The following is a 23,851-nucleotide window of genomic DNA, read 5'->3' on the forward strand; positions in this document are numbered from 1 at the left end:
ACGGGTGGGGGACCGTCGAAGAGCGAGGAGGCGGGTCGTCCCGGGACGGGCCGTCCCAAGGTCAGGCCCCAGGTCCGGGTTCCCCGACGAACCCCCCGACAAGTTCGCGGACGTACGCCTCGTCCGTGCCCGGAATCGAGAAGACCACCCGGAAGTAGAGCGGCGCGACGATTCGGTCCAGCACCTGCTCCAACGACGGGGGCGGGGGTGTGTCGCCTCGCTCCCGTGCCGTGTCGAGTACGGGGCGGAAGCGCTCTCCGACCCTGCGCAGACACTCACGCAGTCCCTCGTGCCGATCGTCGACGTCCGGCGCGACCTCGGCGCGGAAGAACGCGATGCCGCCGGGCCGGGAGAGTTCGGCCAGCGTCCAAACCGCCTGGTTCTCCAGGTCGGTGCGCAGGTCTCCGACGAGCGGAGGCGCGCCTGATTCGCCGCGGTGCTGGGCGATGTCGGCCAGGAGTGCGGCGAGTGTCCCCCAGCGCCGGTAGATAGTACTGGAGTTGACCCCCGCGCGCTCGGCCACGGCCGGGAGGGTCACCTGATCGGCGCCGCGTTCGGCAACCAGCGCGACCGCGGCGCCGTGTACGGCGGCACGGACGCGGGCGCTGCGGCCGCCGGGCCGCTTCGTCGGTGCGTCAGTGTTCACCCCTCCACTCTAAAGCAAAGAGTTGCGCGTTAATCGCCGGTGAGCCTAGAGTCACGTTAAAGCGGAAGTCATCGCTTTAACGCTACGAAGGGAACACCATGTCCAGCAGCGAAGCCGCCCTCGCCCTCGGGCGCACCTTCCATCAGGCCCTCGTATCGGCCGACTGGAGCGGCATCCGAGCCCTGCTGCACGACGACGCCACCTGGACCCTGCCCGGCGACAACACCATCTCCGGCACGGCCGACGGCGCCGACGCGGTGGTGGAGCGCGCTCAGCGGATCGCCTCGTACGGCCTCGACTTCAAGCTGCTGCACCTCCTGGTCAGCAGGGAGAACCTGGCGCTCTCCCTGCACAACACCGCCCGCCGGGAGGATGTGGTCCTGGACGAACACTTGGCCACCGTCTGCCGGCTCCGCGACGGAAAGATCGCGAGTATCGAGACCTATCTCTCCGACGTACCCGGGATGAACGCCTTCTTCGTCTGACGGCTCCCGGCCGGGGCGGGGACCCGAGTCGGGGCGCGTCGCGCAAGCCGGGGCAGGCAGTCTTCAGTCAGTGGTTCGCGGCAATGGCGCGGTGCGTGGGCGATGCGCCCGGACGTCCACGGGGCGTCCATCGGGATCGCGGGCTGTCATCGTCCACTGCGTGGGAAGTGTCGTGATCGGTCCGACCGGCCACCCCGAATCCAGGATTCGACCGCGGACCCTGCACAGCCGCGCGCGGGTGCCCACGCGAAGCCCCATCCCGCGTTGCCGAGGGGATCGAGGTCAGTGGAGGGGACGGTCCCGGTTTCGACGATCATCAGGTGGACGTCCCCGCCGACGTCGACGGCTGCGACCCGAGGGTCGGAACCGGTCGCGGCGCGCTCGAACGCGAGCGCTGCTCCGAGCAATTCCGTGTAGTACCCCACGAGCCGGTCGAGGTCGGCCGTGGTCGGATGGCCCGCCGCGTACTAGGAGCGCGGCCGTTGAGCGGCAGGCGTGACGGTGATCACGGACGTCCTTCGGGGAGTGCTGCGTAGGCTTGGGCCGACGCCGCGGTGGGTCCGTGAGGGGGCAGCGTGAGTTCTGAAGAGCCCGGGGAACAGCTGTCCGGACACGCGGCCCGTTGTAGGCTGTCGATACAGCCCTTGACCTGCACGTACGCAGGCAGGGAGCCTACTTTTGGGAGTACCCCGATGTTCCGTACCATGTTCAAGTCCAAGATCCACCGCGCCACCGTCACCCAGGCCGACCTGCACTACGTCGGCTCGGTGACCATCGACGCCGATCTCCTGGACGCTGCCGATCTGCTGCCCGGTGAGCTCGTGCACATCGTGGACGTCACCAACGGGGCCCGGCTGGAGACGTACGTCATCGAGGGGGAGCGCGGGTCCGGGGTGATCGGGATCAACGGGGCCGCGGCCCACCTCGTGCACCCCGGTGACCTGGTGATCCTCATCAGCTACGCCCAGGTCACCGATGCCGAGGCGCGGTCGCTGCGGCCCCGGGTCGTGCACGTGGACGGGGACAACCGTATCGTCGGCCTGGGCGCCGACGCGTCGGAGCCGGTACCGGGCTCGGACCAGGAGCGCAGCCCGCAGGCCGTGTCGGCCTGACGTACCGGTGTACTGACCTGCTGACCCCGCGGGGACGAGGAGCGTGTGGCCGTGAGTGACATCGAGATCCGTGACGACCGGGCGGCGGGACGGCTGGAGGGGGTCGCGGCCGGAGAGGTCGTCGGGCGCATCGAGTACTTCGTCCTGGAGGCTCCCGCGAGGGCCCTCGTCCCCGTCCACACGATCGTCGAACCGGCCCACGAGGGCCAGGGCATCGCCGGTTCCCTGGCGCGTGAGCTGTACGGGATCGCACGACGGGAGGGCGTCACCGTCGCCCCGCTGTGCCCGTACGTCGTGAAGTGGGCCGAGCGGCATCCGGACGAGGCGCCCGCCGCCGACCCGGAGCTGCTGCGCGCGGCGAAGGAGTGGCTCGTGGCGCATCCCGGGCTGTTCTGATCGCGGACGAGGCGAAGAGAAGCGGAGGGGACGGCGTGCTGGCGCTCTTGCACACCTCGGCCGTTCACGTTGCGGTTTTCGACGCGCTGCGTGACGCGGGCCATCCGGGCCTTGAACTGCGGCATCACGTCGACGCCGGGCTGCTGGAGCGGGCGCGGCGCGAAGGGCCCGAGGCGGTGGCCGACGCCGTCGCCGCCGTGCTGAGGCGGGCGGTGGCGGAAGGGGCGCGCGCCGTACTGTGCACCTGCTCGACCATCGGGGGCGTCGCCGAGGCGGCAGCCGCCGAGGCCGGCGTGCCGGTACTGCGCGTCGACCGGCCCATGGCCGCCGCCGCGGTGGCCGCCGGTCCGCGTGTCCTCGTCCTCGCCGCCCTGGAGAGCACGCTCGCGCCGACGGCGGCACTGATCGCGGAGGAGGCGCGCCGCGCGGACCGGCCCGTGGAGGTGCGGACCCTGCTGGTGGAGGGCGCCTGGTCGCGGTTCGAGGCCGGTGACGGCGAGGGCTACCTGCGCCGGGTTGCCGAGGCGGCCGACGCCGTGACCGGCGCCGACGTGATCGTCCTGGCCCAGGCGTCCATGGCACCCGCCAGGAAGTCGACGACGGCCCGCGTTCCCGTGCTGGCCAGTCCCGAGCCCGGGCTGGCCGCCGGGGCGGCGGCGGCACGCGGGGACCGGCCGAGCACGCTGGGCCACCCGGACGCCGGGGTTCCTACCGGCGGGTGAGTGGGGAGGCGGCCGTCGGGTAGGCGGGGGACAAGTCCACAGAGCCGACGTCGACCGACTGGCCGGAGGACAGCGCCATGACGAACCCGTATCCGGATCCCGTCCCGCCCGGGCCCACTCCAGGACCCTCTCCCGGTCCGGACCCGGAGCCCCCGCATCCGCAGCCGGACCCGGCCTCACCACCGGCCCCCGGCCCGGAGCCGACCCCTCCGCCGCCGCCGCCGGGTCCCGGCCCGCAACCCACGCCCCAGCCGCCGGGCCCCGGCCCGCAGCCGACCCCTCCGCCCCCCGGCCCCGGCCCGCAGCCGCCGCCCGCTCCTCCCGGGCCCGCGCCGTCCCCGATCCCACCGGGGCCCGAGCCCGTGCCCAACCCCGAGCCCGGGCCGCCCCTCACCTGAGCGAGGGGCGCCGCACGCCGGGGAAGGGCGCAGGGAACGGGGCTACGCGGTGACCTCGGACCGGTCACCGCCCCACAGCGTGTGGAAGGCGCCGTCCCGGTCCGTCCTGCGGTACGTGTGCGCCCCGAAGAAGTCCCGCTGCCCCTGGGTCAGCGCGGCGGGGAGCCGCTCGGCGCGCAGGGCGTCGTAGTAGGCGAGGGCGGCGGCGAAGCCCGGCGTCGGCACGCCCTGCCGGGTCGCGGCGACCAGGACCTCGCGCCAGTCGTCCTGCGCGGCGGCGATCTCCTGGGCGAACGTCTCGTCCGACAGCAGGCTCGGCAGGTCCGGCCGGGCGTCGTAGGCGGCCCGGATGCGGTCCAGGAAGGCCGCCCGGATGATGCAGCCGCCGCGCCAGATCGCCGAGACGGCGCCGAGATCGATGTCCCAGTCGTACTCCTCGCTGCCCGCGGCGATCTCGTGGAAGCCCTGCGTGTACGACACGATCTTCGAGGCGTACAGCGCCTGCTCGACGCGGTCGGCGAAGGCGGCCGCCTCCGACTCGCCGAGCGGGGACGCCTGCGGGCCGGCCAGGCCGCGCGAGGCGTCGCGCAGCGCCGCGTGCCCCGACAGGGAGCGCGCGAAGACGGCCTCCGCGATGCCCGACACCGGCACGCCCAGGTCCAGCGCGATCTGCACCGTCCAGCGGCCGGTGCCCTTCTGCTCCGCCTGGTCGACCACCACGTCCACGAACGGCTTGCCCGTCGCCCCGTCCACGTGCGACAGCACCTCCGCCGTGATCTCGATCAGGTACGAGTCCAGGCGGCCGGTGTTCCAGGTGCGGAAGATCTCCGCGATCTGCGCGGGGGAGTACCCGGCGACGTCGCGCAGCAGCTGGTACGCCTCGCCGATCAACTGCATGTCGGCGTACTCGATGCCGTTGTGCACCATCTTGACGAAGTGACCTGCGCCGTCGGGACCGACGTGCGTCACACAGGGCGCCTCGTCCGCGGCCTTCGCCGAGATCTTCTCCAGCATCGGGCCCAGAGACTCGTACGACTCCTTCGAGCCGCCCGGCATGATGCTGGGCCCGTGCAGCGCGCCCTCCTCGCCGCCCGAGATGCCGGTGCCCACGAAATGGATGCCCTGCTCGCGCAGTTCGCGCTCCCGGCGCCGGGTGTCCGCGAAGTGCGCGTTGCCCCCGTCGATGATCATGTCCCCGGGCTCGAGGAGCGGGGCGAACTCCCGGATCACCGCGTCGGTCGGGTCACCGGCCTTCACCATGATCACCAGGCGTCGCGGGCGCTCCAGCGCGGCCACGAACTCCTTGGCGGTCTCGGTCGCGACGAAATCGCCCTCGCTCCCGAACTCCTCCACCAGCGCGTGCGTGCGCGACGCGGTCCGGTTGTGCACCGCGACCGTGTAGCCGTTGCGGGCGAAGTTGCGGGCGAGGTTGCGGCCCATGACCGCGAGACCCGTGACGCCGATCTGCGCTGTAGTGCTCATTGGGTTGGCTCCTAGTGACCTTGGTGTCCGTGGTGCCCTGTGTAGGTGGTGCCGGTGCCCGCCAGTATCGCCGGTTTCGCCGCTCGACCATGCTGACGTGCCGGGACGCACGTCGCACTTTCTGCTTCCCGTTCTCCCCCGGAACCCCAGTACGGGCGGAAGGGGCCGAGTGCCTCAGCGGGACGACCTCGCATCCGGCCAACGGCCGCTCCTTCCCGGCCACTCGGGGTGACCAACCGGCCGGTTGCCGTCTTGTCATGGCCTGTTCGCGGCGCTTACTTTTGCCCCTCCTGACGCAATGTCGAGGGGGACCTCCATGGCCGTACGCGGCCGGCACCGCCGGTATCAGCCGAACAGGATCAACCGCGCCTCACTGACCGTCACCGCGGGGGGCGCGGGACTGGCCCTCCCCCTCGTCGGCACCGGCACGGCCCACGCGGCCGACGCGGCGACCTGGGACAAGGTCGCCGCCTGCGAGTCCACCGACGACTGGGACATCAACACCGGCAACGGCTACTACGGCGGGCTGCAGTTCACGCAGTCCACCTGGGAGGCCTTCGGCGGCACGCGGTACGCCCCGCGGGCCGACCTGGCCACCAGGGAGCAGCAGATCGCCGTCGCCGAGAAGGTGCTGGACACGCAGGGGCCCGGCGCCTGGCCGGTGTGCTCGGAGCGGGCCGGACTGACCCGGGGCGGCGACCCGCCCGACATCCGGCCGGCCGGGTCCGCGGCGCCGGCGCAGAAGACGTCGGACTCGGTGAAGGACGTCCAGCCGCAGACCACCCCGCAGTCCCGGGCGGGCAAGGCCAGGATGTACACGGTGGTCACCGGCGACACCCTCTCCGGCATCGCCGACACCCATGAGGTACGCGGCGGCTGGCAGCGGCTGTACGAGGCCAACCGCAGCGCGATCGGTTCCGACCCCGACCTGATCCTGCCCGGACAGCGCCTGTCGCTGCGCGGGCAGGGGACCACCCGGGCGCCCGGAGCCGAGGCGGGAAGACGGCAGGACGAGCAGCAGCCCCAACGGGACAAGCAGCGGCAGAAACAGCAGGACAAGCAGCAGAAGCAGCACCGGAAAGAGCAGAAGCAAGAGCAGAAGCAAGAACCGAAGCAAGAGCCGAAAGAACAGAAGCGGCAGGAGCAGAAGCAACAGGAGCAGCGGAAGGCGCCGAAGGAGTCGTCCTCCGACAGCGGCAAGGCCAAGGCGGCCGGCAAGGCCACCGCCCACCGAGCCGTCGTGGCCCCCGTCGACGCCGCCACCGGTACGCCCTACCACCAGGCGGGCTCCTCCTGGTCCAAGGGCTACCACACCGGCGTCGACTTCCCCGTCCCCACCGGCACCTCCGTCAAGTCGGTCGCGGACGGCCGGGTGGTCAGCGCGGGGTGGGGCGGTTCGTACGGCTACCAGGTGGTGGTCCGGCACGGGGACGGCCGCTACTCCCAGTACGCGCACCTCTCGGCGATCTCCGTGAAGAGCGGACAGTCGGTGGGCGTCGGTCAGCGCCTCGGCCGCTCCGGCTCCACGGGCAATGTCACGGGCCCGCATCTGCACTTCGAGGTGCGGACGGGGCCCGGCTTCGGTTCGGACGTCGACCCGGTGGCGTACCTGCGGGCCGGCGGCGTCAGGATCTGATCCGGACCCGTTGGGGGCCGAGCACGGACGGGACGAACGGGCCGCCGTAGAAGGGGCCGTAGAAGAGCGTCGTGTCGTCGGCCTCCTCCGGCGTCCGGGCTTCGTACGCCTCCTCGGCGGGGGCGGCGTCCGGGACCGGCGGTGCCACCGGTGACGGCACGAAGACCTTGTCGGACAGCCGGGCCACCTGCGGTACCGGTGCCACCGCACTCGTCGGTGCCACCGCACTGGCCGGTGCCACCGCACTCGCCGGTACCACCGCACTCGCCGGTACCACCTGCTCCCGGACGGGGACGCCCTCGACCGGCCCTGCGGCCACCAGCTCGGCCGCGGGCGCCGTCGTCGGTGCCTGCGCCGGCCCGGGTGCCGAGGTCCCGAGCGCTGCCGCCCCGGCCCCCACAAGGGCCACCGTCTCCTCGGCCAGGGCCGTGGACTCCTCGGTACCGGCGCCCTCCCGCGCGATGCGCTCCGTCGTCAGCATGATCAGTCCACCGGCGGCCACCACACCGCAGCTCAGGGCGAGCACGGTGCCGGTCGTGCCGTAACGGAACGTCTCGCCGAACATCGTGATGCCGACGACGGCGGCCACCACCGGGTTCACGACCGTCAGCGTGGCCAGTGGGGCGGCGAGACCGGCGCCCCGGTAGGAGGCCTGTGACAGCACCATGCCGGCCGTGGCGAGTACGCCGATCACGGCCAGCGACGGCAGATCACCGGCCGACACCCCGCCGTTCCAGTCGACCGCGACCGTCTTGGTGAAGACCGAGGACATTCCGAACGCTATGCCGGACGCGGTCGCCAGCAGGATGCTGCGGACCGCCGGGTGCCGGTGCGCGGCCCGGCCGGCGATCATCAGCGCGACGATCGCGCCACCGGTGACCAGCGCCGCCCCGACCCGCTGCGCCGTGCCCAGTGACTGCGCGTCGGAGGCACCGACCAGGGACAGCAGACCGGCGAGACCCACCGTGGCCATCAGCGCGCCCCGCCAGGCCGTCGCCCCGGCCCTGCGGCCCACGAAGAGCGCCGCCATGGGCAGCGCGAAGACGATGGTGAGCGCTCCCAGCGGCTGCACCAGACTCAGCGGACCGAGCGCGAGGGCGACCACGTGCAGCAGACCGCCCAGGCCGTTGAGCGAGACCGCCGCCCACCAGGCGGGCCGGCGCAAGGGAGCGTACTGGGCATCTGGGGACGACGACGCGACCTGCTCCTGCACGATCGCGCCGCCCGCGTAGGCCACGGCGGACACGAGTGACAGCAGCACGGACAACGCGAGGGCGCTCATCGGCTGCTCCTCTGCGTGAGGCGGGGGCGCTGGGCCCGGCGCGGCGAAGGGTCGTCATCCATGGACAACACGATGCCGTCTCAGGGTCTTCCCGTCGTCGTCCCTGAGCATTCTTTGGGTCCTACTACCGATGGAGTACGACGGCGCCGCCGTCCTCCCCAGGGTGGGCGACTTGGGTCCCCGACCCCTGGCCCGGCCTCTTGGAGTTCCCGGCAACGCCGTTGGACGTGGCGGTGAGTGATCGCGCAGACGGCGAGTCGGAGGGAGGCTTCGTGGATGTCGTCGCGTCGTTCCGGCGGATGCGCGGGCGGCGGAGGCCGTGGAGCCAGGCGATGGTGCGCTCGACGACGTAGCGGAAGAGGCCCGGCCCGGTGCCGTGGGGCTCGTGCCGTCGCGCGATGTCGGGGCGGACGGCTCGCTGCCAGAGCACGCGGCGGTACGTGTCGTGGTCGTAGCCGCGGTCGGCCATCTTCGACGAGGACGTGGTCCGGCATTACCAACGCGGGTACGGGAGGTGGGCCCGGCTGTTGTCGGCCCGGCTGCTCAATCGCGCTTTGAAGCGGCGTCGCTCGCAAGCCGCCACATTTCGTAGTTCCCGCATTCGGCCGTGATCTCAGCCGTCGTCTGAGCCGCGGCGAAGAAACTGTCGGCCAGTGGCGAGGTGCGCGATGCCGCCATGGCGACACACACCTGGTCGGGCGCCAGGTCCGGGACGGGCACGTAGCTGATGTCCGGACGTGAGAAGAACACGGCCTCCGAACGCCCCACGAACGAGATGCCGCGGCCGGCCGCGACGTGCTCGAGCTTCTCCTCCACGCCGCGCACCCGGAGTCCGGAGTCCGGGTGCGGGCGCCGGGTGGGCTGCCTGCTCGCGTCGGCATGCCAGATCAGCGGCTCACCGGCCAGGTCGGCCTCGGTGACCTCGTCCTTCCCGGCCAGCCGGTGACCGGCGGGCAGCGCCACCATGAGTGGCTCGGTGTAGAGCGGAGCCAGGCGCAGGCCCGTCTCCGCGAGGGGCAGCCGTACATAGGCGACGTCGACGCGGCCGTCGAGCAGCATCGAGGCCTGGTCGTCCCATTCCATGCGCTGCACGTCCACGACCACGTCCGGATGCTGCGCCTCGAACACCCGCGTCGCCGGGATGACCGGGATACCTGCCCGGAAGCCGACCACCAGCCGCCGGCCGCCGCGTTCTGCCACCGAGACTCGGCGCCGGACCGCGTGCGCGGAGGCGAGCAGCGGACCCGCGTCGTCCAGCAACTGCCGGCCCGCGTCGGTCAGCGTGACGCCGTGACTGTCCCTGGTGAACAGCGAGGCGCCGAGATCCTGTTCCAGCGCTCGGATCTGTCGGCTGAGCGCCGGTTGCGCGATATGCAGCGCATCGGCGGCGCGGCCGAAGTGCAACCGGTCGGCGACGGCGACGAAGTAGCGCAGCTTGCGCAGGTCCAGATCCATGGGGCCTCCCGGTCCGGCAATGCCTCAAAGGTATCACCACGGTTGAAACAGGTCTTGGACACACGATCAGGCCGGTGACATCGTCAATTGAGCCGGGAGAACTCGGTACAGGAATTCCGGATCGGCATGTGACCGCAGGGTTCGAACCAGGATGAGCGCATCAGGAGTTGGGCCCTTTTCGTTCCCGTTTCGGAAATCTATTAACTCATTCGGAAATCTATTAATTCAAAGGAGTGGCCGTGGGAAAGCTCGATGGCAAGGTAGCGGTGATCACCGGTGGATCCACCGGCCTGGCACTGGCCGGGGCCAAGCTGTTCGTCGCGGAAGGAGCGTACGTCTTCATCCAGGCCCGGCGGCAGGAAGCCCTGGACGAGGCCGTCAAGCTGATCGGCCGCAACGTCACCGCCGTCCAGGGTGACGCGTCCGATCTGGACGACCTGGAGCGCCTGTACGACACCGTCAAGCAGGAGAAGGGCTCCATCGACGTGCTGTGGGCCAGCGCCGGTTTCGGCGAACCCGGCGTCCTCGGCGAGATCACCGAGGAACAGTTCGAACGCTCCTTCTCGCTCAACGCCCGCGGCACCCTGTTCACCGTGCAGAAGGCCCTGCCGCTGATCAACGACCACGGCTCGATCCTCATGACCGGTTCCAACGCCTCACTCGGGGCCTTCCCCGGCTGGAGCCTCTACGCGGGCAGCAAAGCCGTCCAACAGGCATGGGCCCGCGTGTGGCTCAACGAGCTGCGCGACCGCAAGATCCGGGTCAACGTCCTGACCCCCGGACAGGTCGCCACCGCCAAGCAGGAAGAGCTGTTCGACGAGGCGACCAGGGCTTCGTTCGAGTCCCTCATTCCCCGCGGAACGATGGGCCGTCCCGAAGAGATCGCCAGCATCGCCCTGTTCCTCGCCTCCGACGACTCCAGCTACGTCAACGGCCTGGAACTGGTCGCCGACGGTGGCACGACCGCCATCTGAACCACACACGAACGAGTCGTAGCGGCGTCTCAGCGACAGGCGCCTCAAGAACAGAAGGAGGCACAGGTCATGAGCAGCATCACCTTCATCGGTGCGGGGAACATGGCCCGCACGATCGGCACGCGCGCGATAGCGGGCGGCAACACCGTCGAGATCATGGCACGCGATCAGTCCAAGGCCGACGCCCTGGCCAAGGCCCTGGGCAGCGGTACCACGACAGGCACGTGGGGGGCTGTCCCGGCCGGGGACATCGTCATCACGGCCGTGTTGTACGCCGGTGTCGTCTCCACCGTCGCCGCGTACGGAGACGCACTCGCGGGCAAGACCATCGTCGACATCAGCAACCCCTTCAACGCCGCGTTCGACGGCCTGGCCCACAGCGAGCCGACGTCGATCGCGCAGGAGGTCGCCAAGGTCGCCCCGGCCGACGCCAAGGTCTTCAAGGCCTTCAACACCATCTTCCGCGGCGTCCTGGAGAACGGCCGGCCCGACGTCTTCTTCGCCGGCGACGACCCGCGGGCCCAAGCAGACGTGGCGGCATTCATCGAGAGCCTCGGACTGCGCCCGATGCATGTCGGCGGCCTGAAGATGGCGCACTGGCTGGAAGGCGCGGGCGTGCTCACGGTAGGCCTCGCGGGCAACGGAGTTGGCCACGGAAACTTCGCCCTCGGCGTCAACGAAGTCAACGGCTGAGCAGCCAGCGGACGGAGCGGGTGCCCTCTGACGGGTTGACGGACCACGACTCGCAGATGTCGGAAAGGGACAGTGGCGAAGAAGTGCCGCCCGAGGAGGCTCGTCGCAATGCAGTTCGGTGTCATGATCCCCCTGGTCGGCCCCTCAGATGGCCCGCCCCTTCGACCCCGTGCTGCTGTTGACCGTCGCCGCGGCGGCGACCGGCCGGGTGCGCCTGAACACCAGCACGCTCAGCACGTTCCACTACGAGCCGCCGCAGCTGGCCCGGCAGCCGACCACGCTCGACGTGCTCAGCGACGGCCGCCTCGGCGCCGGTGTGGGCTGGGGTGGACGAAGCAGGAGTACGACGTCGTCCGCGACGCGGACTGGCGGCGGCGCGGCAAGACGCTCGACAGTTCTTCACCATGCCACCGGGCCGGCGAGGACGCGATGCAGTCAGGACGAGGGCGCAAGCCGCCTGTGGTCGACCGCGCGTCGAGCGGCGGAAGACGCCGGCCGTGATCCCGACGCGCTCAGGACGGCCATGCGGATCAACCTCGAGCCGGGCACGTCCGTCGATTCGGTCGCGGACCAACTGCTCGACTTCGCCGCCCGGGTGATCGAGCGCACCGGCCGGTTGTGACCACCCGAGGAACGATCACACAAGAAGCGATCACTCAAGAAGCGATCACCCAAGACGCGACCACCCAAGAAACGATCACCCAAGAAAGAGAGCGCTCACCATGAGTAGCATCAGCTTCATCGGCCTCGGGGACATGGCCCACGCCATCGCCGCACGCGCGGTCTCGGGCGGCCACTCCGTCGAGCTCATCGGCCGCGACCCGGCCAAGGCGAAGAGCCTGGCCGCCGAACTCGGCGGCGGTGCCACGGCGGGGACGTTCGGCACGGTCCCCGCGGGCGACATCGTCGTCCTCGCCGTGCCGTACACCAGCGCTGTGCCCGTCGTCGCCCGGTACGGAGACGCCCTGGCCGGCAAGGTCATCATCGACATCTCCAACACCTTCAACGCCGACGCCACCGGGCTCGTCACCCCCGACGGCACATCCGGTGCGCAGGAGATCGCCAAGGCGGCCCCGGCGAGTGCGCACGTCGTGAAGGCGTTCAACACCGTCTTCGGCCACGTCCTGATCCAGGAGCGACGGTTGGACGTGTTGTTCGCCGGAGACGACGCGGGCGCCAAGGCGAACGTGTCGGTGTTCATCGAGAGCCTCGGGCTGCGCCCGCTCGATGTCGGCGGCCTGGAGATGGCTCGCTGGCTGGAAGGGGTCGGGCCGCTGCTGATGGGCCTGGCCCGCAACGGCGCGGGCACCTTCGACGTCGCCCTCGGCGTCGACTTTCCCGGCTGAGCGCACCCCACACCACCATTTCTTCCGCCGTACCACTCACGCCACATCACTCACCAGGAGGAGCAACGTGCACGTCTTCGTCGCCGGCGGGACCGGCCACTCCGGTTCGCACATCATTTCCGAACTCGTCGCCGCAGGGCACGAGGTCACCGGTCTGGCCCGGTCGGACGCGGCCGAGGCGACCCTGTCCGCGCTCGGTGCGAAGGTCCACCGCGGCGACCTCCAGGACCTCGACGGGCTCAAGGAGGCCGCCGCGGACTCCGACGGCGTCATCCACGTCGCGCACAGGCAGGACCTGCTTCCGTCCGGCGGGATCGACGCCGCGGCCGCCGCCGAGCTCCCGATCGTGCGCGCCTACGGCGAGGCACTTGCGGGAACCGGAAAGCCGCTGGTCGCGGCAGGGAGCATCGGCTCGCCCGGGACCGCGCGGGATCTGGGCCGGCCCTCCACCGAGGAGGACCCTGCCCTCCCCGTCGGCGATGAGCACAAGGGCACCCTCCGGGCCCGTAACGTCGTGGAGGCCACGGTCATCGGCCTCGCCGAGCGGGGAGTCCGCTCTTCCGTCGTTCGGATCGCCAACATCGCGCACAGCACGGCCGATCGTGCCGGCTTCCTCCCCACCCTGATCGCCCTGGCGAAGGAGAGAGGCTTCGCCGGGTACCCCGGGGACGGCTCGAACCTGTGGAACGCCGTACACATCCGCGACGCCGCTTCCCTGTTCCGCCTGGCGCTGGAGAAGGGCCCGGCCGGCAGCTACTGGCACGCGGTCGAGGACGGGGGTGTCCCGGTCCGCGAGATCACCGAGGCCATCGGCAACCGCCTGGGCCTGCCCGCAGTGAGCGTGCCGCTGGACGAACTGATGCTGCCGGGACACTTCGGGTTCCTCACCAACATCGTCACGCGGAGCTACCCGACGTCCAACCTCATCACCCGCAAGACCCTCGGGTGGGAACCCGCCCGGCCCGGCCTCCTCGCCGACCTGGACAACGGCCACTACTTCCCGTCAACCGACGTCCCCGCAATCTGAGGGCACGTCCAGGGGCAGGGACCTCGATGCAACGAGTCCCGCTCGTCGTGAGGACAAGCGTGAGGACAAGGCTCCTATGGAGGGACGTTCGAGAACATGACAACTGTGGGATTCATCGGAAGCGGGTCCATCGGCGGCACGATCGCGCGGCTCGCTGTCGCGGCCGGACACCAGGTCGTGCTCAGCAACTCGCGCGGTCCCGGGTCGCTCGCGGACACGGTCGCGGAACTGGGACCGCGGGCGTCGGCGGCGACGAGCGAGGAGGCCGCGGCGGCTGGTGACATCGTCGTGGTCACGGTGCCGGTCACGGCCTTCCCCGACCTGCCCGCCGCACCGCTCGCCGGGAAGACGGTCATCGACACGTGCAACTACGGCCCCGAGCGTGACGGGCCCATCCCCGAGCTCGACGGCACGTCGCTCACCTCGAGCGAGCTGCTGCTGCGATACCTCCCGGACGCCATGCTCGTGAAAGCTTTCAACAACATCTACTTCAAGCACCTGCTGTCGCTCGCCCGCCCGGCGGGGGCGACCGACCGCTCCTACCTGCCGATCGCCGGGGACCTGGCGCCGGCGAAGGCGGCAGCCACCGAGTTCATCGATTCCATCGGGTACGGCGTGGTGGACGCGGGGCTCCTGGCCGACAGCTGGCGGCAGGCGACGGGCACACCGGTGTGGGGAACGCCGTACGGGCCGCCCTCGAACGAGATGGGCCGGCCGACCGGCCCGGGCGCCATCCGCGCGGCACTGGCCACCGCAACGCGATAGTCGCAACTCGGCGCGGGCCGCAGTACGGCCAGTCGCGATCATGCTGCGCCGGACCCGCGCGCGGCTACGCGCCACCAGGTGGCCCACCAGGTGGCCCACCAGGTGGCCCACCAGGTGGCCCGTCGGTGGCTGGGAGGCGGGCGCCCTGCCGATCGTCCCGACCCACGGCCGGCCCAGCACCTTCCTGAAGCTCATCGACCTCGCCCGGCGTCTCGCGGAGCCGTCGAAGCACGGCGGCGACGCGTCCGACGCGTTCACGGTCGTCGTCCCCTCGCTGCCCCGCTACGCGTTCTCGCCACCACGCCCGGCCCTGACCCGGCGCGTCGAAAGGGTCGAAGTACCCACCGCCGTCGCCGTCTTCCCCGGCGATCTCACCCAGCCCCCGCGTTCCTGGGCCGGACGCACCTACAACATCACCCGGTACGCGTCGATGCCTCGCGGCGGGCACTTCGCCGCCCACGAAGAGTCCGGACAGTCCGGACTGCTCGCCGACTGACCGTGCCGTTGCTGCCGAAGCCGAAGCCGAAGCCGAAGCCGAAGCCGAAGACGGTCCGGGGCTGCTGAACGGGCCGCGGTCGAAGAACCAGCCGGACTGGGAACGGGCGGTGATCGACTCCTCGCTCGTGCGGGCCGCCCGACGGGGCCCGAAAGCGCGGCCAACCAGGGGCGACCGCCCGGCCGAGCGGCAAGCACCACCTCGTCGTCGACGGACAGGGCATCCCACTCGCCGTGTCCCGACGTCGCATGCCAGGTCGGCAGACGCCGCCACGTCCGACGGCCTGGCCTGGAACTTTTGGGGGCACTGATACTACTGCTCTCCGTGGACCTCGACCCCGCCCTCTCCGCCCTCCGCCCGCTCGGCGGCTTCTTCGTCGTGCACGCCTCGCGTCCGTTGCCGTCGGGGCGGACCGCCGCGGCCGCGCCCCTCGCACACGCCTACGCGCCCGGACACGTGAACGCGACGGCGGACGTCGACGTTCCGGGTCACCGCGCCGATCCGCTGGGCCACCGGGTCCGCAAGGTCGCCGGCGCGCTCGGCGCCGCCGAGACCCGGGTCGCCGCCTCCGTGGCCCAGCAGGGACTCGCGGCCCGCCTGTGGTCGGTGACCCTGGCCTGCGCCGTCCTGTACGGACGTGTCCCGGACCTCGACCCCCGCCTGCTGCACTGGGATCCCGAGGCCACCGCCCCAGACGACCTGTGGCTCACCGAGGTGCGGGCCCGGCCGGGGGACGGCGGCACCGTCGCGGACGTCGTCCTCACCACCCACCTGGCTCCCCTCGCCGAGGCAGTGCACACCCGCTACGGCGTCGCGAGGGGACTGCTGCGCGGCAACGCGGCCTCCGCCCTGGCCGGCGCCGGCCGGGAACTGGACCGCTGGGCCCGCCGACACGGCCGTACCGACACCGCTGCCCGCGCCCGGTCGCTCACCGCCGGCCTGCTGGCCCACCCCCTGCTCGCCGGCACCGGGACCCTCACCGGCACGTCCTTCCGGCGCCGCAGCTGTTGCCTGTACTACCGAGTGCCGGGCGGGGGCGTCTGCGGCGACTGCTGCTTCCCGACTCCGCCGGAGCCCACCCGTTCGCCGCGCCCGCCGGAGCCGGGCAGCCTCCCGCGCCCGCCGGAGCCGGGCAGCCTCCCGGGCCCGCCGGAGCCGGGCAGCCTCCCGCGCCCGCCGGAGCCCGGCGGCTCCCCGCCCCCTCCGCGTCCTCCGCGGTCTTCCCCAGGCGCCCGCTCTGGGTGACCATGAGGGAACCAGCCGCCGAGACGGGAGGTTCCGGGTGCGCGTGGGACTGCTGAGCCGAGAGTTCCCGCCGGACGTCTACGGCGGCGCGGGGGTCCATGTCGAGTTCCTCGCCCGGGAGCTCGCCCGCCTCGTCGACCTGGACGTGCACAGCTGGGGCGAGGGCCGCACCGACGGCGTGCTGCGCCACCGCCCCTGGTCCGCGCTCGACGGCGCCAACGACGCGCTGCGCACCTTCTCCGTGGACCTCGCCATGACCGCCGCCCTCGAAGGGCGCGAACTGGTGCACTCCCACACCTGGTACGCCAACCTCGGCGGCCACCTCGCCAAGCTCCTGCACGGCGTCCCGCACGTGGTGACCGCCCACTCCCTGGAGCCCCCGCGCCCCTGGAAGGCGGAGCAGCTCGGCGGGGGCTACGCGCTGTCCGGCTGGGCCGAGCGCACCGCGTTCGAGGCGGCCGACGCGGTGATCGCCGTCTCCGGAGCCATGCGCGAGGACATCCTCGGCTGCTACCCGGACCTCGACGCCTCCCGGGTCCACGTCGTGCACAACGGCATCGACACCCGGCTCTACCGGCCCGATCACGGCACCGACGTGCTGGACAGCGTCGGCCTGGACCGCTCCCGCCCGTACGTCCTGTTCGTCGGCCGCATCACCCGTCAGAAGGGCGTGCCGCAGCTGCTGCGCGCGGTCCGGGACATCGACCCCGCCGCGCAGGTCGTGCTGTGCGCGGGTGCCCCGGACACCCCCGAGATCGACCAGGAGTTCCGGGACCTCTTCGCCGGGCTGAGCCGCGCCCGCGAGGGCGTGCACTGGATCCCGCGCATGCTGCCGCGCACGGAAGTGATCCAGCTCCTGACGCACGCCGCCGTCTTCGTCTGCCCCTCCGTCTACGAGCCCCTCGGCATCGTCAACCTGGAGGCGATGGCCTGCGGCACCCCGGTGGTGGCCTCCCGGGTGGGCGGCATCCCCGAGGTCGTGACCGACGGCGTGACGGGGGTACTCGTCCCGAGGGAGGACGGTGCGGACGACGCCTTCGAAGCGGGCCTCGCGCGCGCCCTGGACTCCGTCCTCGGCGATCCGGCGGGCGCCCGCCGGATGGGCGAGGCCGGACGGGCGCGCGCGGTGGAGGAGTTCGGCTGGGACGCGGTCGCGCGCCGCACGGTCCGGCTGTACGAGGAGATCCTCAAGCAGGCTTAGGCCGCCCCGCCCGGGGCAGCCGGGGTGAACGAGGGTGAGGGGAGCGGCCATGCGTCGTGGAGGTCCTTCGGTGCTCGGCATCGTGCTGGCGGGCGGAGAGGGCAAACGCCTGATGCCCCTGACCGCGGACCGCGCCAAACCCGCGGTCACCTTCGGCGGCACCTACCGGCTCGTCGACTTCGTCCTGTCCAACCTGGTCAACGGCGACATCCTGCGGATCTGCGTGCTCACCCAGTACAAGTCGCACTCCCTGGACCGGCACATCACCACCACCTGGCGGATGTCCAGCCTGCTCGGCAACTACGTCACTCCGGTCCCCGCCCAGCAGCGCCTCGGCCCCCGCTGGTTCCTCGGCAGCGCCGACGCCATCCTGCAGTCCCTGAACCTGGTGCACGACGAACAGCCCGAGTACGTGGCAGTGTTCGGCGCCGACCACGTGTACCGGATGGACCCGCGCCAGATGCTCGCCCAGCACATCGACTCCGGCGCGGGCGTCACCGTCGCCGGGATACGGGTCCCGCGCGCCGAGTCGCCGTCCTTCGGCGTGATCACGCCGGGCTCGGACGGGCAGACCGTCACCGGCTTCCTGGAGAAGCCCGCCGACCCTCCCGGCCTCGCCGACGACCCCGGGTGCGTCTTCGCCTCGATGGGCAACTACGTCTTCACCACCAAGGCACTCGTCGAGGCCCTGCACCGGGACGCCGAGGACCCGGACTCCGTGCACGACATGGGCGGTTCGATCCTGCCCCAGCTCACCGACCGGGGCGAGGCCGCGCTGTACGACTTCAGCGCCAACCACGTCCCCGGGGAGACCACCCGCGACCAGGGGTACTGGCGGGACGTGGGCACGCTGGACGCCTACTACGACGCCCACATGGACCTGATCGCCGAGCGGCCCGCGTTCAACCTCTACAACCGGGACTGGCCGGTCTACACCCACTCCACCCAGCTCTCGCCGGCCCGCTTCAACGCCGGGGGCATCGCCAGCGAGTCGATCATCAGCGCCGGCTGCCTGATCCGCGGACAGGTCACCCGGTCCGTGCTCTCCCCGGGGGTGGTGGTCGACCCCGGCGCGGTCGTGCAGGGCTCGGTGCTGCACGACAACGTGCACATCGGCCGGGGTGCGGTGGTGCGCGGGGCGGTGCTGGACAAGAACGTGCAGGTGCCGCCGGGCGCGACGATCGGCGTCAACCCGCAGCGGGACGGCGAGTTGTACACCGTCTCCAAGGGCGGCGTGATCGCGCTGGGCAAGGGACAGCGGGTGCCGTGAGGCGCGGACGACCGCGCGGACGGCGGCCCCGGGAGCGTGCGACACCCGTGATACGCGCGTTGAGCCCGGGGCCGTTGTCATGTCCCTGGACGCCAAGCGGAATCCGTGTTGTCATGCCTCTGCACCGCTGCCGTTACATCGATGTATGACATCGATGTCCTGAGCCATCAGCCACCACCCGTTCTCGAGGAGAGGGTCAGTGCGCACCAAACGACTCAGAGACAGACTCGCCCTGTTGCTGGCCGCCGCGCTCGGCGTCGCGGGACTCGCCGCCGTGCCGGCCGCCAATGCGGCCGATACCGACGACGCCGCGGAGATCCACGGCCTGAAGGGCGAGTACTACACCCAGTCCGCCCCCGGCGCCTTCGACTTCCACGAGCTCAAGGCCACCGGATTCGACCCGCAGGTCGACTTCAACAGCCTCGAACCGCGACTCGCCTTCGCCACCGGGCAGTCGGACGACGTGAGCGTCCGCTGGACCGGCAAGCTCGTCCCGGAGGAGACCGGCGCCCACACCTTCTCGATCATCGGCGACAACGGCTTCCGCCTCTGGGTCGGCGGGCAGCTCGCCATCGACCACTGGGTCGACGACTGGGACCGCGAACAGACCGCCCAGCCCATCGAGCTGACGGCCGGCCAGTCCTACGACATCAAGCTGGAGTACTTCGAGCACTACGGCGGCTCCAACCTCCACCTGCGCTGGACCGAGCCCGGCGGCAGCAAGGAGGCGATCCCGCAGTCGGCGTTCCGCCTGCCCGACGGCTTCGACTACAACGGTGCGACGGCGACCACCGTCCAGTCCACCGGCCGCACCCTCAAGCTCGACTTCGCGAGCCCGCTGGCCGCACCCCCGGCCGGTCTCACCGACCACCTCGAAGCGGTGATCGGCGGCGCCACGTGGCCGCTCGGCGAGACCAAGCCGGACCCCGCCGACCCGAGTGCCCTGCTCGTCACCCTCGACCAGCCCGTCGTCGGCAACAAGGACGGCGACGCGCCCGGCACCGCCGACGTCCGCTACGACGGCGAAGGCGGCCTCACCGACACCGAAGGCAACGTTGTCAACGCCTTCTGGAGCAGCGGCGGCAACGAGTCCACCTACGAGCTGCGCACCGACTGGGCCGACGAGGTCGGGCCGGACAACGCCCTCCCGGAGTACCCGCGCCCGCAGCTGACCCGCGACGACTGGCAGAACCTCAACGGCCGCTGGCAGTTCGCCGCCGCCGAGGCGGGCGAGCAGCCGCCGGTCGGCAAGAACCTGAAGGAGCGCATCCTCGTCCCGTACCCGGTGGAGTCCCAGCTCTCCGGCGTCCAGCGGCACGAGGACCGTATGTGGTACCGCCGCACCTTCACCGTGCCCCGCGACTGGCACATCGGCTCCGCCCAGCGGCTGAAGCTGAACTTCGGCGCCGTCGACTGGCAGTCCGAGGTGTACGTCAACGGCACCAAGGTCGCCGACCACAAGGGCGGTTACGACAAGTTCAGCGCCGACGTCACCGACGCCCTCAAGCCCGGCCGCACCCAGGAGCTGATCGTCGGCGTCTACGACCCGACCGACGCGGCGAACGGCGAGAACCCGCCGCTCGGCAAGCAGCGCCTGGATCCGAGCGGCATCTGGTACACGCCCAGTTCCGGCATCTGGCAGACCGTCTGGATGGAGCCGGTCGCCCGGGACCACGTGGACTCCCTGAAGCTCACCCCGCACGTCGACGGGGCGGCGAGCACCCTCACCGTCGAGCCGAAGGGCGTGCGCGACGGCGTGCGCGTCAGGGCCACGGCGTACGCCGGGCACCGCAAGGTCGCCACGGTCAGCGGCCGCACCGGTGAGCCGCTGACCCTGAAGATCCGCGACCCGCGCCTGTGGTCGCCCGACGACCCGTTCCTGTACGACCTGAAGGTCACCGTGGGACACGACCGGGTCGAGAGCTACTTCGGGATGCGCTCCATCGCCGTCGAGAAGGTCGACGGCGTCCCGCGCACCATGCTCAACGGGAAACCGACCTTCCTGATGGCCACCCTCGACCAGGGCTTCTGGCCGGACGGACTGCACACCGCGCCCACCGACGAGGCCCTCGCGTACGACCTCAGGCTGCACAAGCAGCTCGGCTTCAACTCGGTGCGCAAGCACATCAAGGTCGAGCCCGACCGCTGGTTCTACTGGGCCGACAGGCTGGGCCTGATGGTGTGGCAGGACATGCCCGCGATGACCGCCGGGAAGAACCCGTCCACCGCCGCCCGCGCCGAGTACGAGCGGGAGATGAAGGAGATGATCGACGAACACGTCAGCCACCCGTCGATCATCATGTGGGTCACCTTCAACGAGGGCTGGGGCCAGTACGACATCGGCCGCGTCGCCGCGCAGGCCAAGGCCTGGGACCCGACCCGGCTCGTCAACAACCAGTCGGGCCTGAACCTCGGGGCCGACGGCGGCGCCGGCGACATCATGGACGAGCACGGCTACCCGAGCCCCGCCCTGCCGCCCTCCCCGGACGGCGAACGCGCCCTGGTCACCGGCGAGTACGGCGGTCTCGGCCTCGCGGTGCCCGGACACGCCTGGTCCGTGCAGCAGTCGTACGTCGACGTCGACCCGCAGACGTACACGGACGACTACCTCACCAAGCTCGACGAGGTGCGCGCCCTGGTCTGCCGGGGCAGCAACGGCGCCGTCTACACCCAGATCTCGGACGTCGAAGGCGAGCTGAACGGCCTGACGACGTACGACCGCAAGGTGCTCAAGCCGGACGTCGAACGGGTGAAGGCCGCCCAGGAGGCCCTCATCCACGACGCGTCCCAGCCCACCCCGGCGGGCTGCACCGCCTGATCACCCTCACCCAAGGAACGACCGCACGACACAGCAGACCTTCCGGAGGTCACCGCACATGAGAGGCACCCGGCGTCTGCGGCTGTGCGTGGCCGGGGTGGTGGCAGCGTCCGCGCTGCTCACCGCCCCGGCGGCGCAGGCCGTCCCGACGACCGACCAGAACCTGACCGACCTCGTGAACCCCTTCATCGGAACGGAGAACGAGGGCAACACCTATCCCGGCGCCGCCGTGCCCTTCGGCATGGTGCAGTTCTCGCCGGACACCGGCCACAACACCGGCTACGACCACTCCGACACCCGCATCCGCGGCTTCTCCCTGGTCCACCTCTCCGGCGTCGGCTGCGGGCTCGGCGGCGACCTGCCGGTGCTGCCGACCATCGGGGACGTCACCGAGACGGACTACGCGAAGTACGCCGCCTCCTTCAGCCACGACGACGAGGAGGCGAGCCCCGGCTACTACCGCGTCGGCCTCGACTCCGGCGTCGAGGCGGAGCTGACCGCCACCGAACGCACCGGGGTGCAGCGCTACACCTTCCCGGCCACCGGCAAGGCCAACGTCCTGCTGAACGCCGGCCAGTCACTGCACAAGAACATCAGCACCGAGGTCGAGGTGCTCGACAGCCGCACCGTGCGCACCGCGATCACCGGCAGTGGCTTCTGCCAGGACACCAAGCCGTACACCGTCTACACGATCACCCGCTTCGACCGCCCCTTCGCCTCCTACGGCACCTGGGACGACGGCACCGTGACCGCGGGCGCGAAGACCGGCGGCGACGGCGCCTACGTCCGCTTCGACACCACGAAGGACCGCACCGTCGAGGCCACCACCGCGCTGTCCTACGTGGACGCGCGCGGCGCCGCGCTCAACCTGCGCGCCGAGGGCGGGCACTCCTTCGACTCCGTGCGCCGCGGTGCCGACCGCACCTGGGAGAAGCGGCTGGAGGACGTCCGGGTCCGGGGCGGCGACGACACCCTGCGGCGCACCTTCTACTCGTCCCTGTACCGGTCCTTCCTGGCGCCGAACGTCGGCAGCGACGTCGACGGCCGCTACACCGGCTGGGACCAGGAGGTCCACCGCGCCAAGGGCTTCACGTACTACCAGAACTGGTCCCTGTGGGACACCTACCGCACCCAGTCCCAGCTCCTCGCCCTGCTCGCACCCCGCGAGGCCCGGGACATGGCGATCTCCGTCATCAAGATCGACGAGGAGAGCGGCTGGCTGCCCAAGTGGGGCTACGGCACCGTCGAGACCAACATCATGACCGGCGACCCGGTGACCCCCTTCCTCACCAACGCCTACCAGCAGGGCCTGCTGCACGGCTGGGAGGAGAAGGCCTACCGGGCGCTGAGGAAGAACGCCGACGGCGTCCCGCCCACCGACTCGCCGGCCGTCGGCCGGGAGGCCAACCGCGAATACCTCGCCGACGGCTTCGCGCCGTACGTCAAGGGCCGCCCGCACGCCAAGCCGGGCGACTCCGACTACGACCACGGCGCCTCCGCGACCCTGGAGTACGCCCTGTCCGACGCCATGCTCTCCCGCATGGCCCGCGACCTCGGCCACGAAGCGGACGCGAAGCGGTACGCCGAGCGCGCCCAGAGCTACCGCAACGTCTTCGACCCCTCGACCGGCTTCTTCCGCGCCCGCGACGCCGGGGGCGCCTTCACCGGACCGGCCGACCCGGCGCAGAGCGAGGGCTTCCACGAGGGCACGTCCTGGCAGTACCAGTGGCTGGTGCCGCAGGACCTGCCCGGCATGATCGACCTCATCGGCGGGACCGACGCGGCGAACGCGCGGCTCGACTCCTTCTTCGCCTACGACCAGCTCCTCGCGGACCCGGCGAAGACCGCCCGCGAGGTGTGGGTGAACGGGCCGTACGACTACTACAACGCCGACAAGTACAACCCGCAGAACGAGCCCGATCTGATCGCCCCGTACACCTACCTGTCGACCGGGCAGCCCTGGAAGACGACCGACGTGGTGCACGCGGCGCTCACCCTGTTCACGGACACGCCGACCGGCATGACCGGAAACGACGACCTCGGGACCATGTCCGCCTGGAACGTGCTGTCCTCGATCGGGATCTTCCCGATCCAGCCCGGCTACGACACCTGGGGCCTGTCCACCCCGGTCTTCGACCGCGTCGACCTCACCCTCGACCGCCGCTACTACCCGCGCGGCGCCCTGACGATCACCGCGCCCGGCACCTCGGACACCGACCGGTACGTCCAGTCGGCCCGCACCGACGGCTCGGCCTACGCCCGCACCTGGCTGACGACGGACGCCCTGCGCTCCGTGCGGTCGCTCGCGTTCACGGTCGGCCCGCAGCCGTCCGGGTGGGGTACCGGGGCAGAGGCGGTGCCGCCGCCGCTGACCTGAGCCGACGCGAGCACAGGCGCCCCAT

Annotated in this window: 21 protein-coding genes; 17 read left to right on the forward strand and 4 right to left on the reverse strand. The window is 71.3% G+C overall.

Features of this window, described 5'->3' with window-relative positions; genetic code table 11:
- Nucleotides 1–61: 61 nt before the first annotated feature.
- Nucleotides 62–646 (reverse strand): TetR/AcrR family transcriptional regulator, encoded by a 585-nt coding sequence (locus R2E43_RS34155; RefSeq protein WP_003977878.1) that lies wholly within the window; start codon nucleotides 644–646, stop codon nucleotides 62–64.
- Nucleotides 647–744: 98 nt separating this feature from the next.
- Between R2E43_RS34155 and R2E43_RS34160 the strand changes: the two genes are divergently transcribed.
- From R2E43_RS34160 to R2E43_RS34175, 4 genes are all read left to right on the forward strand, one after another.
- The gene (locus tag R2E43_RS34160; protein ID WP_003977879.1) at nucleotides 745–1,131 is read left to right on the forward strand and encodes a nuclear transport factor 2 family protein; all 387 of its coding nucleotides are present in this window, start codon (nucleotides 745–747) and stop codon (nucleotides 1,129–1,131) included.
- Between the two features lie 692 nt (nucleotides 1,132–1,823).
- Nucleotides 1,824–2,243: an aspartate 1-decarboxylase gene (panD, locus tag R2E43_RS34165; protein ID WP_030869050.1), complete on the forward strand. Its 420-nt coding sequence runs from the start codon at nucleotides 1,824–1,826 to the stop codon at nucleotides 2,241–2,243.
- A 51-nt stretch (nucleotides 2,244–2,294) separates the two neighbouring features.
- Complete coding sequence (locus R2E43_RS34170) at nucleotides 2,295–2,639, forward strand: GNAT family N-acetyltransferase (protein ID WP_198652981.1); 345 nt, start codon at nucleotides 2,295–2,297, stop codon at nucleotides 2,637–2,639.
- Nucleotides 2,640–2,674: 35 nt separating this feature from the next.
- Nucleotides 2,675–3,361: an aspartate/glutamate racemase family protein gene (locus tag R2E43_RS34175; protein WP_332056919.1), complete on the forward strand. Its 687-nt coding sequence runs from the start codon at nucleotides 2,675–2,677 to the stop codon at nucleotides 3,359–3,361.
- Nucleotides 3,362–3,801: 440 nt separating this feature from the next.
- Here the strand turns inward: R2E43_RS34175 and gndA are convergent, their stop codons facing one another.
- Nucleotides 3,802–5,241, reverse strand: coding sequence for an NADP-dependent phosphogluconate dehydrogenase (gndA, locus tag R2E43_RS34180; RefSeq protein ID WP_003977885.1), 1,440 nt, complete (start codon nucleotides 5,239–5,241; stop codon nucleotides 3,802–3,804).
- 316 nt (nucleotides 5,242–5,557) lie between these two features.
- On the opposite strand from gndA, the gene rpfD reads away from it, so the two are divergent.
- Entirely contained in the window at nucleotides 5,558–6,877 is a 1,320-nt protein-coding gene (rpfD, locus tag R2E43_RS34185; RefSeq protein ID WP_106518288.1) for a resuscitation-promoting factor protein RpfD, read from the forward strand.
- On the opposite strand, the gene R2E43_RS34190 is transcribed toward rpfD, so the two are convergent.
- Nucleotides 6,867–8,159: a DMT family transporter gene (locus R2E43_RS34190; RefSeq protein WP_332056920.1), complete on the reverse strand. Its 1,293-nt coding sequence runs from the start codon at nucleotides 8,157–8,159 to the stop codon at nucleotides 6,867–6,869. The genes rpfD and R2E43_RS34190 overlap by 11 nt on opposite strands.
- A gap of 543 nt (nucleotides 8,160–8,702) precedes the next feature.
- Complete coding sequence (locus tag R2E43_RS34200) at nucleotides 8,703–9,614, reverse strand: LysR family transcriptional regulator (protein ID WP_011027480.1); 912 nt, start codon at nucleotides 9,612–9,614, stop codon at nucleotides 8,703–8,705.
- 239 nt (nucleotides 9,615–9,853) lie between these two features.
- On the opposite strand from R2E43_RS34200, the gene R2E43_RS34205 reads away from it, so the two are divergent.
- The 12 genes from R2E43_RS34205 (at nucleotide 9,854) to R2E43_RS34260 (ending at nucleotide 23,826) form a co-directional block, all read left to right on the forward strand.
- Complete coding sequence (locus R2E43_RS34205; protein ID WP_003977890.1) at nucleotides 9,854–10,588, forward strand: SDR family NAD(P)-dependent oxidoreductase; 735 nt, start codon at nucleotides 9,854–9,856, stop codon at nucleotides 10,586–10,588.
- A gap of 69 nt (nucleotides 10,589–10,657) precedes the next feature.
- Complete coding sequence (locus tag R2E43_RS34210) at nucleotides 10,658–11,281, forward strand: NADPH-dependent F420 reductase (protein ID WP_003977891.1); 624 nt, start codon at nucleotides 10,658–10,660, stop codon at nucleotides 11,279–11,281.
- A gap of 148 nt (nucleotides 11,282–11,429) precedes the next feature.
- Complete coding sequence (locus tag R2E43_RS34215; RefSeq protein WP_408649131.1) at nucleotides 11,430–11,903, forward strand: LLM class flavin-dependent oxidoreductase; 474 nt, start codon at nucleotides 11,430–11,432, stop codon at nucleotides 11,901–11,903.
- A gap of 100 nt (nucleotides 11,904–12,003) precedes the next feature.
- Complete coding sequence (locus tag R2E43_RS34220) at nucleotides 12,004–12,627, forward strand: NADPH-dependent F420 reductase (protein ID WP_332056922.1); 624 nt, start codon at nucleotides 12,004–12,006, stop codon at nucleotides 12,625–12,627.
- Nucleotides 12,628–12,694: 67 nt separating this feature from the next.
- Nucleotides 12,695–13,654 carry an SDR family oxidoreductase gene (locus tag R2E43_RS34225; RefSeq protein WP_332056923.1) on the forward strand — a complete coding sequence of 320 codons (960 nt, stop codon included), beginning with the start codon at nucleotides 12,695–12,697 and terminating at the stop codon, nucleotides 13,652–13,654.
- A 105-nt stretch (nucleotides 13,655–13,759) separates the two neighbouring features.
- Nucleotides 13,760–14,419 (forward strand): NADPH-dependent F420 reductase, encoded by a 660-nt coding sequence (locus tag R2E43_RS34230; RefSeq protein ID WP_332057144.1) that lies wholly within the window; start codon nucleotides 13,760–13,762, stop codon nucleotides 14,417–14,419.
- Nucleotides 14,420–14,459: 40 nt separating this feature from the next.
- Nucleotides 14,460–14,915 (forward strand): hypothetical protein, encoded by a 456-nt coding sequence (locus R2E43_RS34235; protein ID WP_332056924.1) that lies wholly within the window; start codon nucleotides 14,460–14,462, stop codon nucleotides 14,913–14,915.
- Between the two features lie 324 nt (nucleotides 14,916–15,239).
- A complete protein-coding gene (locus tag R2E43_RS34240; RefSeq protein WP_191848838.1) occupies nucleotides 15,240–16,160 on the forward strand; it encodes a (2Fe-2S)-binding protein in 921 nt (306 codons plus the stop codon).
- A gap of 37 nt (nucleotides 16,161–16,197) precedes the next feature.
- Nucleotides 16,198–17,361, forward strand: a complete 1,164-nt coding sequence (gene glgA / locus R2E43_RS34245; RefSeq protein WP_332056925.1) for a glycogen synthase — start codon at nucleotides 16,198–16,200, stop codon at nucleotides 17,359–17,361.
- Nucleotides 17,362–17,410: 49 nt separating this feature from the next.
- Nucleotides 17,411–18,631, forward strand: coding sequence for a glucose-1-phosphate adenylyltransferase (gene glgC, locus R2E43_RS34250; RefSeq protein WP_003977899.1), 1,221 nt, complete (start codon nucleotides 17,411–17,413; stop codon nucleotides 18,629–18,631).
- Nucleotides 18,632–18,830: 199 nt separating this feature from the next.
- Nucleotides 18,831–21,449: a PA14 domain-containing protein gene (locus R2E43_RS34255; RefSeq protein WP_136208840.1), complete on the forward strand. Its 2,619-nt coding sequence runs from the start codon at nucleotides 18,831–18,833 to the stop codon at nucleotides 21,447–21,449.
- A gap of 58 nt (nucleotides 21,450–21,507) precedes the next feature.
- Nucleotides 21,508–23,826: a GH92 family glycosyl hydrolase gene (locus tag R2E43_RS34260; protein ID WP_332056926.1), complete on the forward strand. Its 2,319-nt coding sequence runs from the start codon at nucleotides 21,508–21,510 to the stop codon at nucleotides 23,824–23,826.
- Nucleotides 23,827–23,851: the final 25 nt, after the last annotated feature.

The sequence above is a fragment of the Streptomyces violaceoruber genome, from assembly GCF_033406955.1.
In the GTDB taxonomy this organism is placed as follows: Bacteria; Actinomycetota; Actinomycetes; order Streptomycetales; family Streptomycetaceae; genus Streptomyces; species Streptomyces violaceoruber.

What these genes read in the sequence shown, in the direction of transcription:
- R2E43_RS34160 (WP_003977879.1), top strand. Translation starts at nt 745, where the DNA reads ATGTCCAGCAGCGAAGCCGCCCTCGCCCTCGGGCGCACCTTCCATCAG.
- panD (WP_030869050.1), top strand. Translation starts at nt 1,824, where the DNA reads ATGTTCCGTACCATGTTCAAGTCCAAGATCCACCGCGCCACCGTCACC.
- gndA (WP_003977885.1), bottom strand. Translation starts at nt 5,241, where the DNA reads ATGAGCACTACAGCGCAGATCGGCGTCACGGGTCTCGCGGTCATGGGC.
- rpfD (WP_106518288.1), top strand. Translation starts at nt 5,558, where the DNA reads ATGGCCGTACGCGGCCGGCACCGCCGGTATCAGCCGAACAGGATCAAC.
- R2E43_RS34190 (WP_332056920.1), bottom strand. Translation starts at nt 8,159, where the DNA reads ATGAGCGCCCTCGCGTTGTCCGTGCTGCTGTCACTCGTGTCCGCCGTG.
- R2E43_RS34200 (WP_011027480.1), bottom strand. Translation starts at nt 9,614, where the DNA reads ATGGATCTGGACCTGCGCAAGCTGCGCTACTTCGTCGCCGTCGCCGAC.
- R2E43_RS34210 (WP_003977891.1), top strand. Translation starts at nt 10,658, where the DNA reads ATGAGCAGCATCACCTTCATCGGTGCGGGGAACATGGCCCGCACGATC.
- R2E43_RS34215 (WP_408649131.1), top strand. Translation starts at nt 11,430, where the DNA reads ATGGCCCGCCCCTTCGACCCCGTGCTGCTGTTGACCGTCGCCGCGGCG.
- R2E43_RS34220 (WP_332056922.1), top strand. Translation starts at nt 12,004, where the DNA reads ATGAGTAGCATCAGCTTCATCGGCCTCGGGGACATGGCCCACGCCATC.
- R2E43_RS34235 (WP_332056924.1), top strand. Translation starts at nt 14,460, where the DNA reads ATGCTGCGCCGGACCCGCGCGCGGCTACGCGCCACCAGGTGGCCCACC.
- glgC (WP_003977899.1), top strand. Translation starts at nt 17,411, where the DNA reads ATGCGTCGTGGAGGTCCTTCGGTGCTCGGCATCGTGCTGGCGGGCGGA.
- R2E43_RS34260 (WP_332056926.1), top strand. Translation starts at nt 21,508, where the DNA reads ATGAGAGGCACCCGGCGTCTGCGGCTGTGCGTGGCCGGGGTGGTGGCA.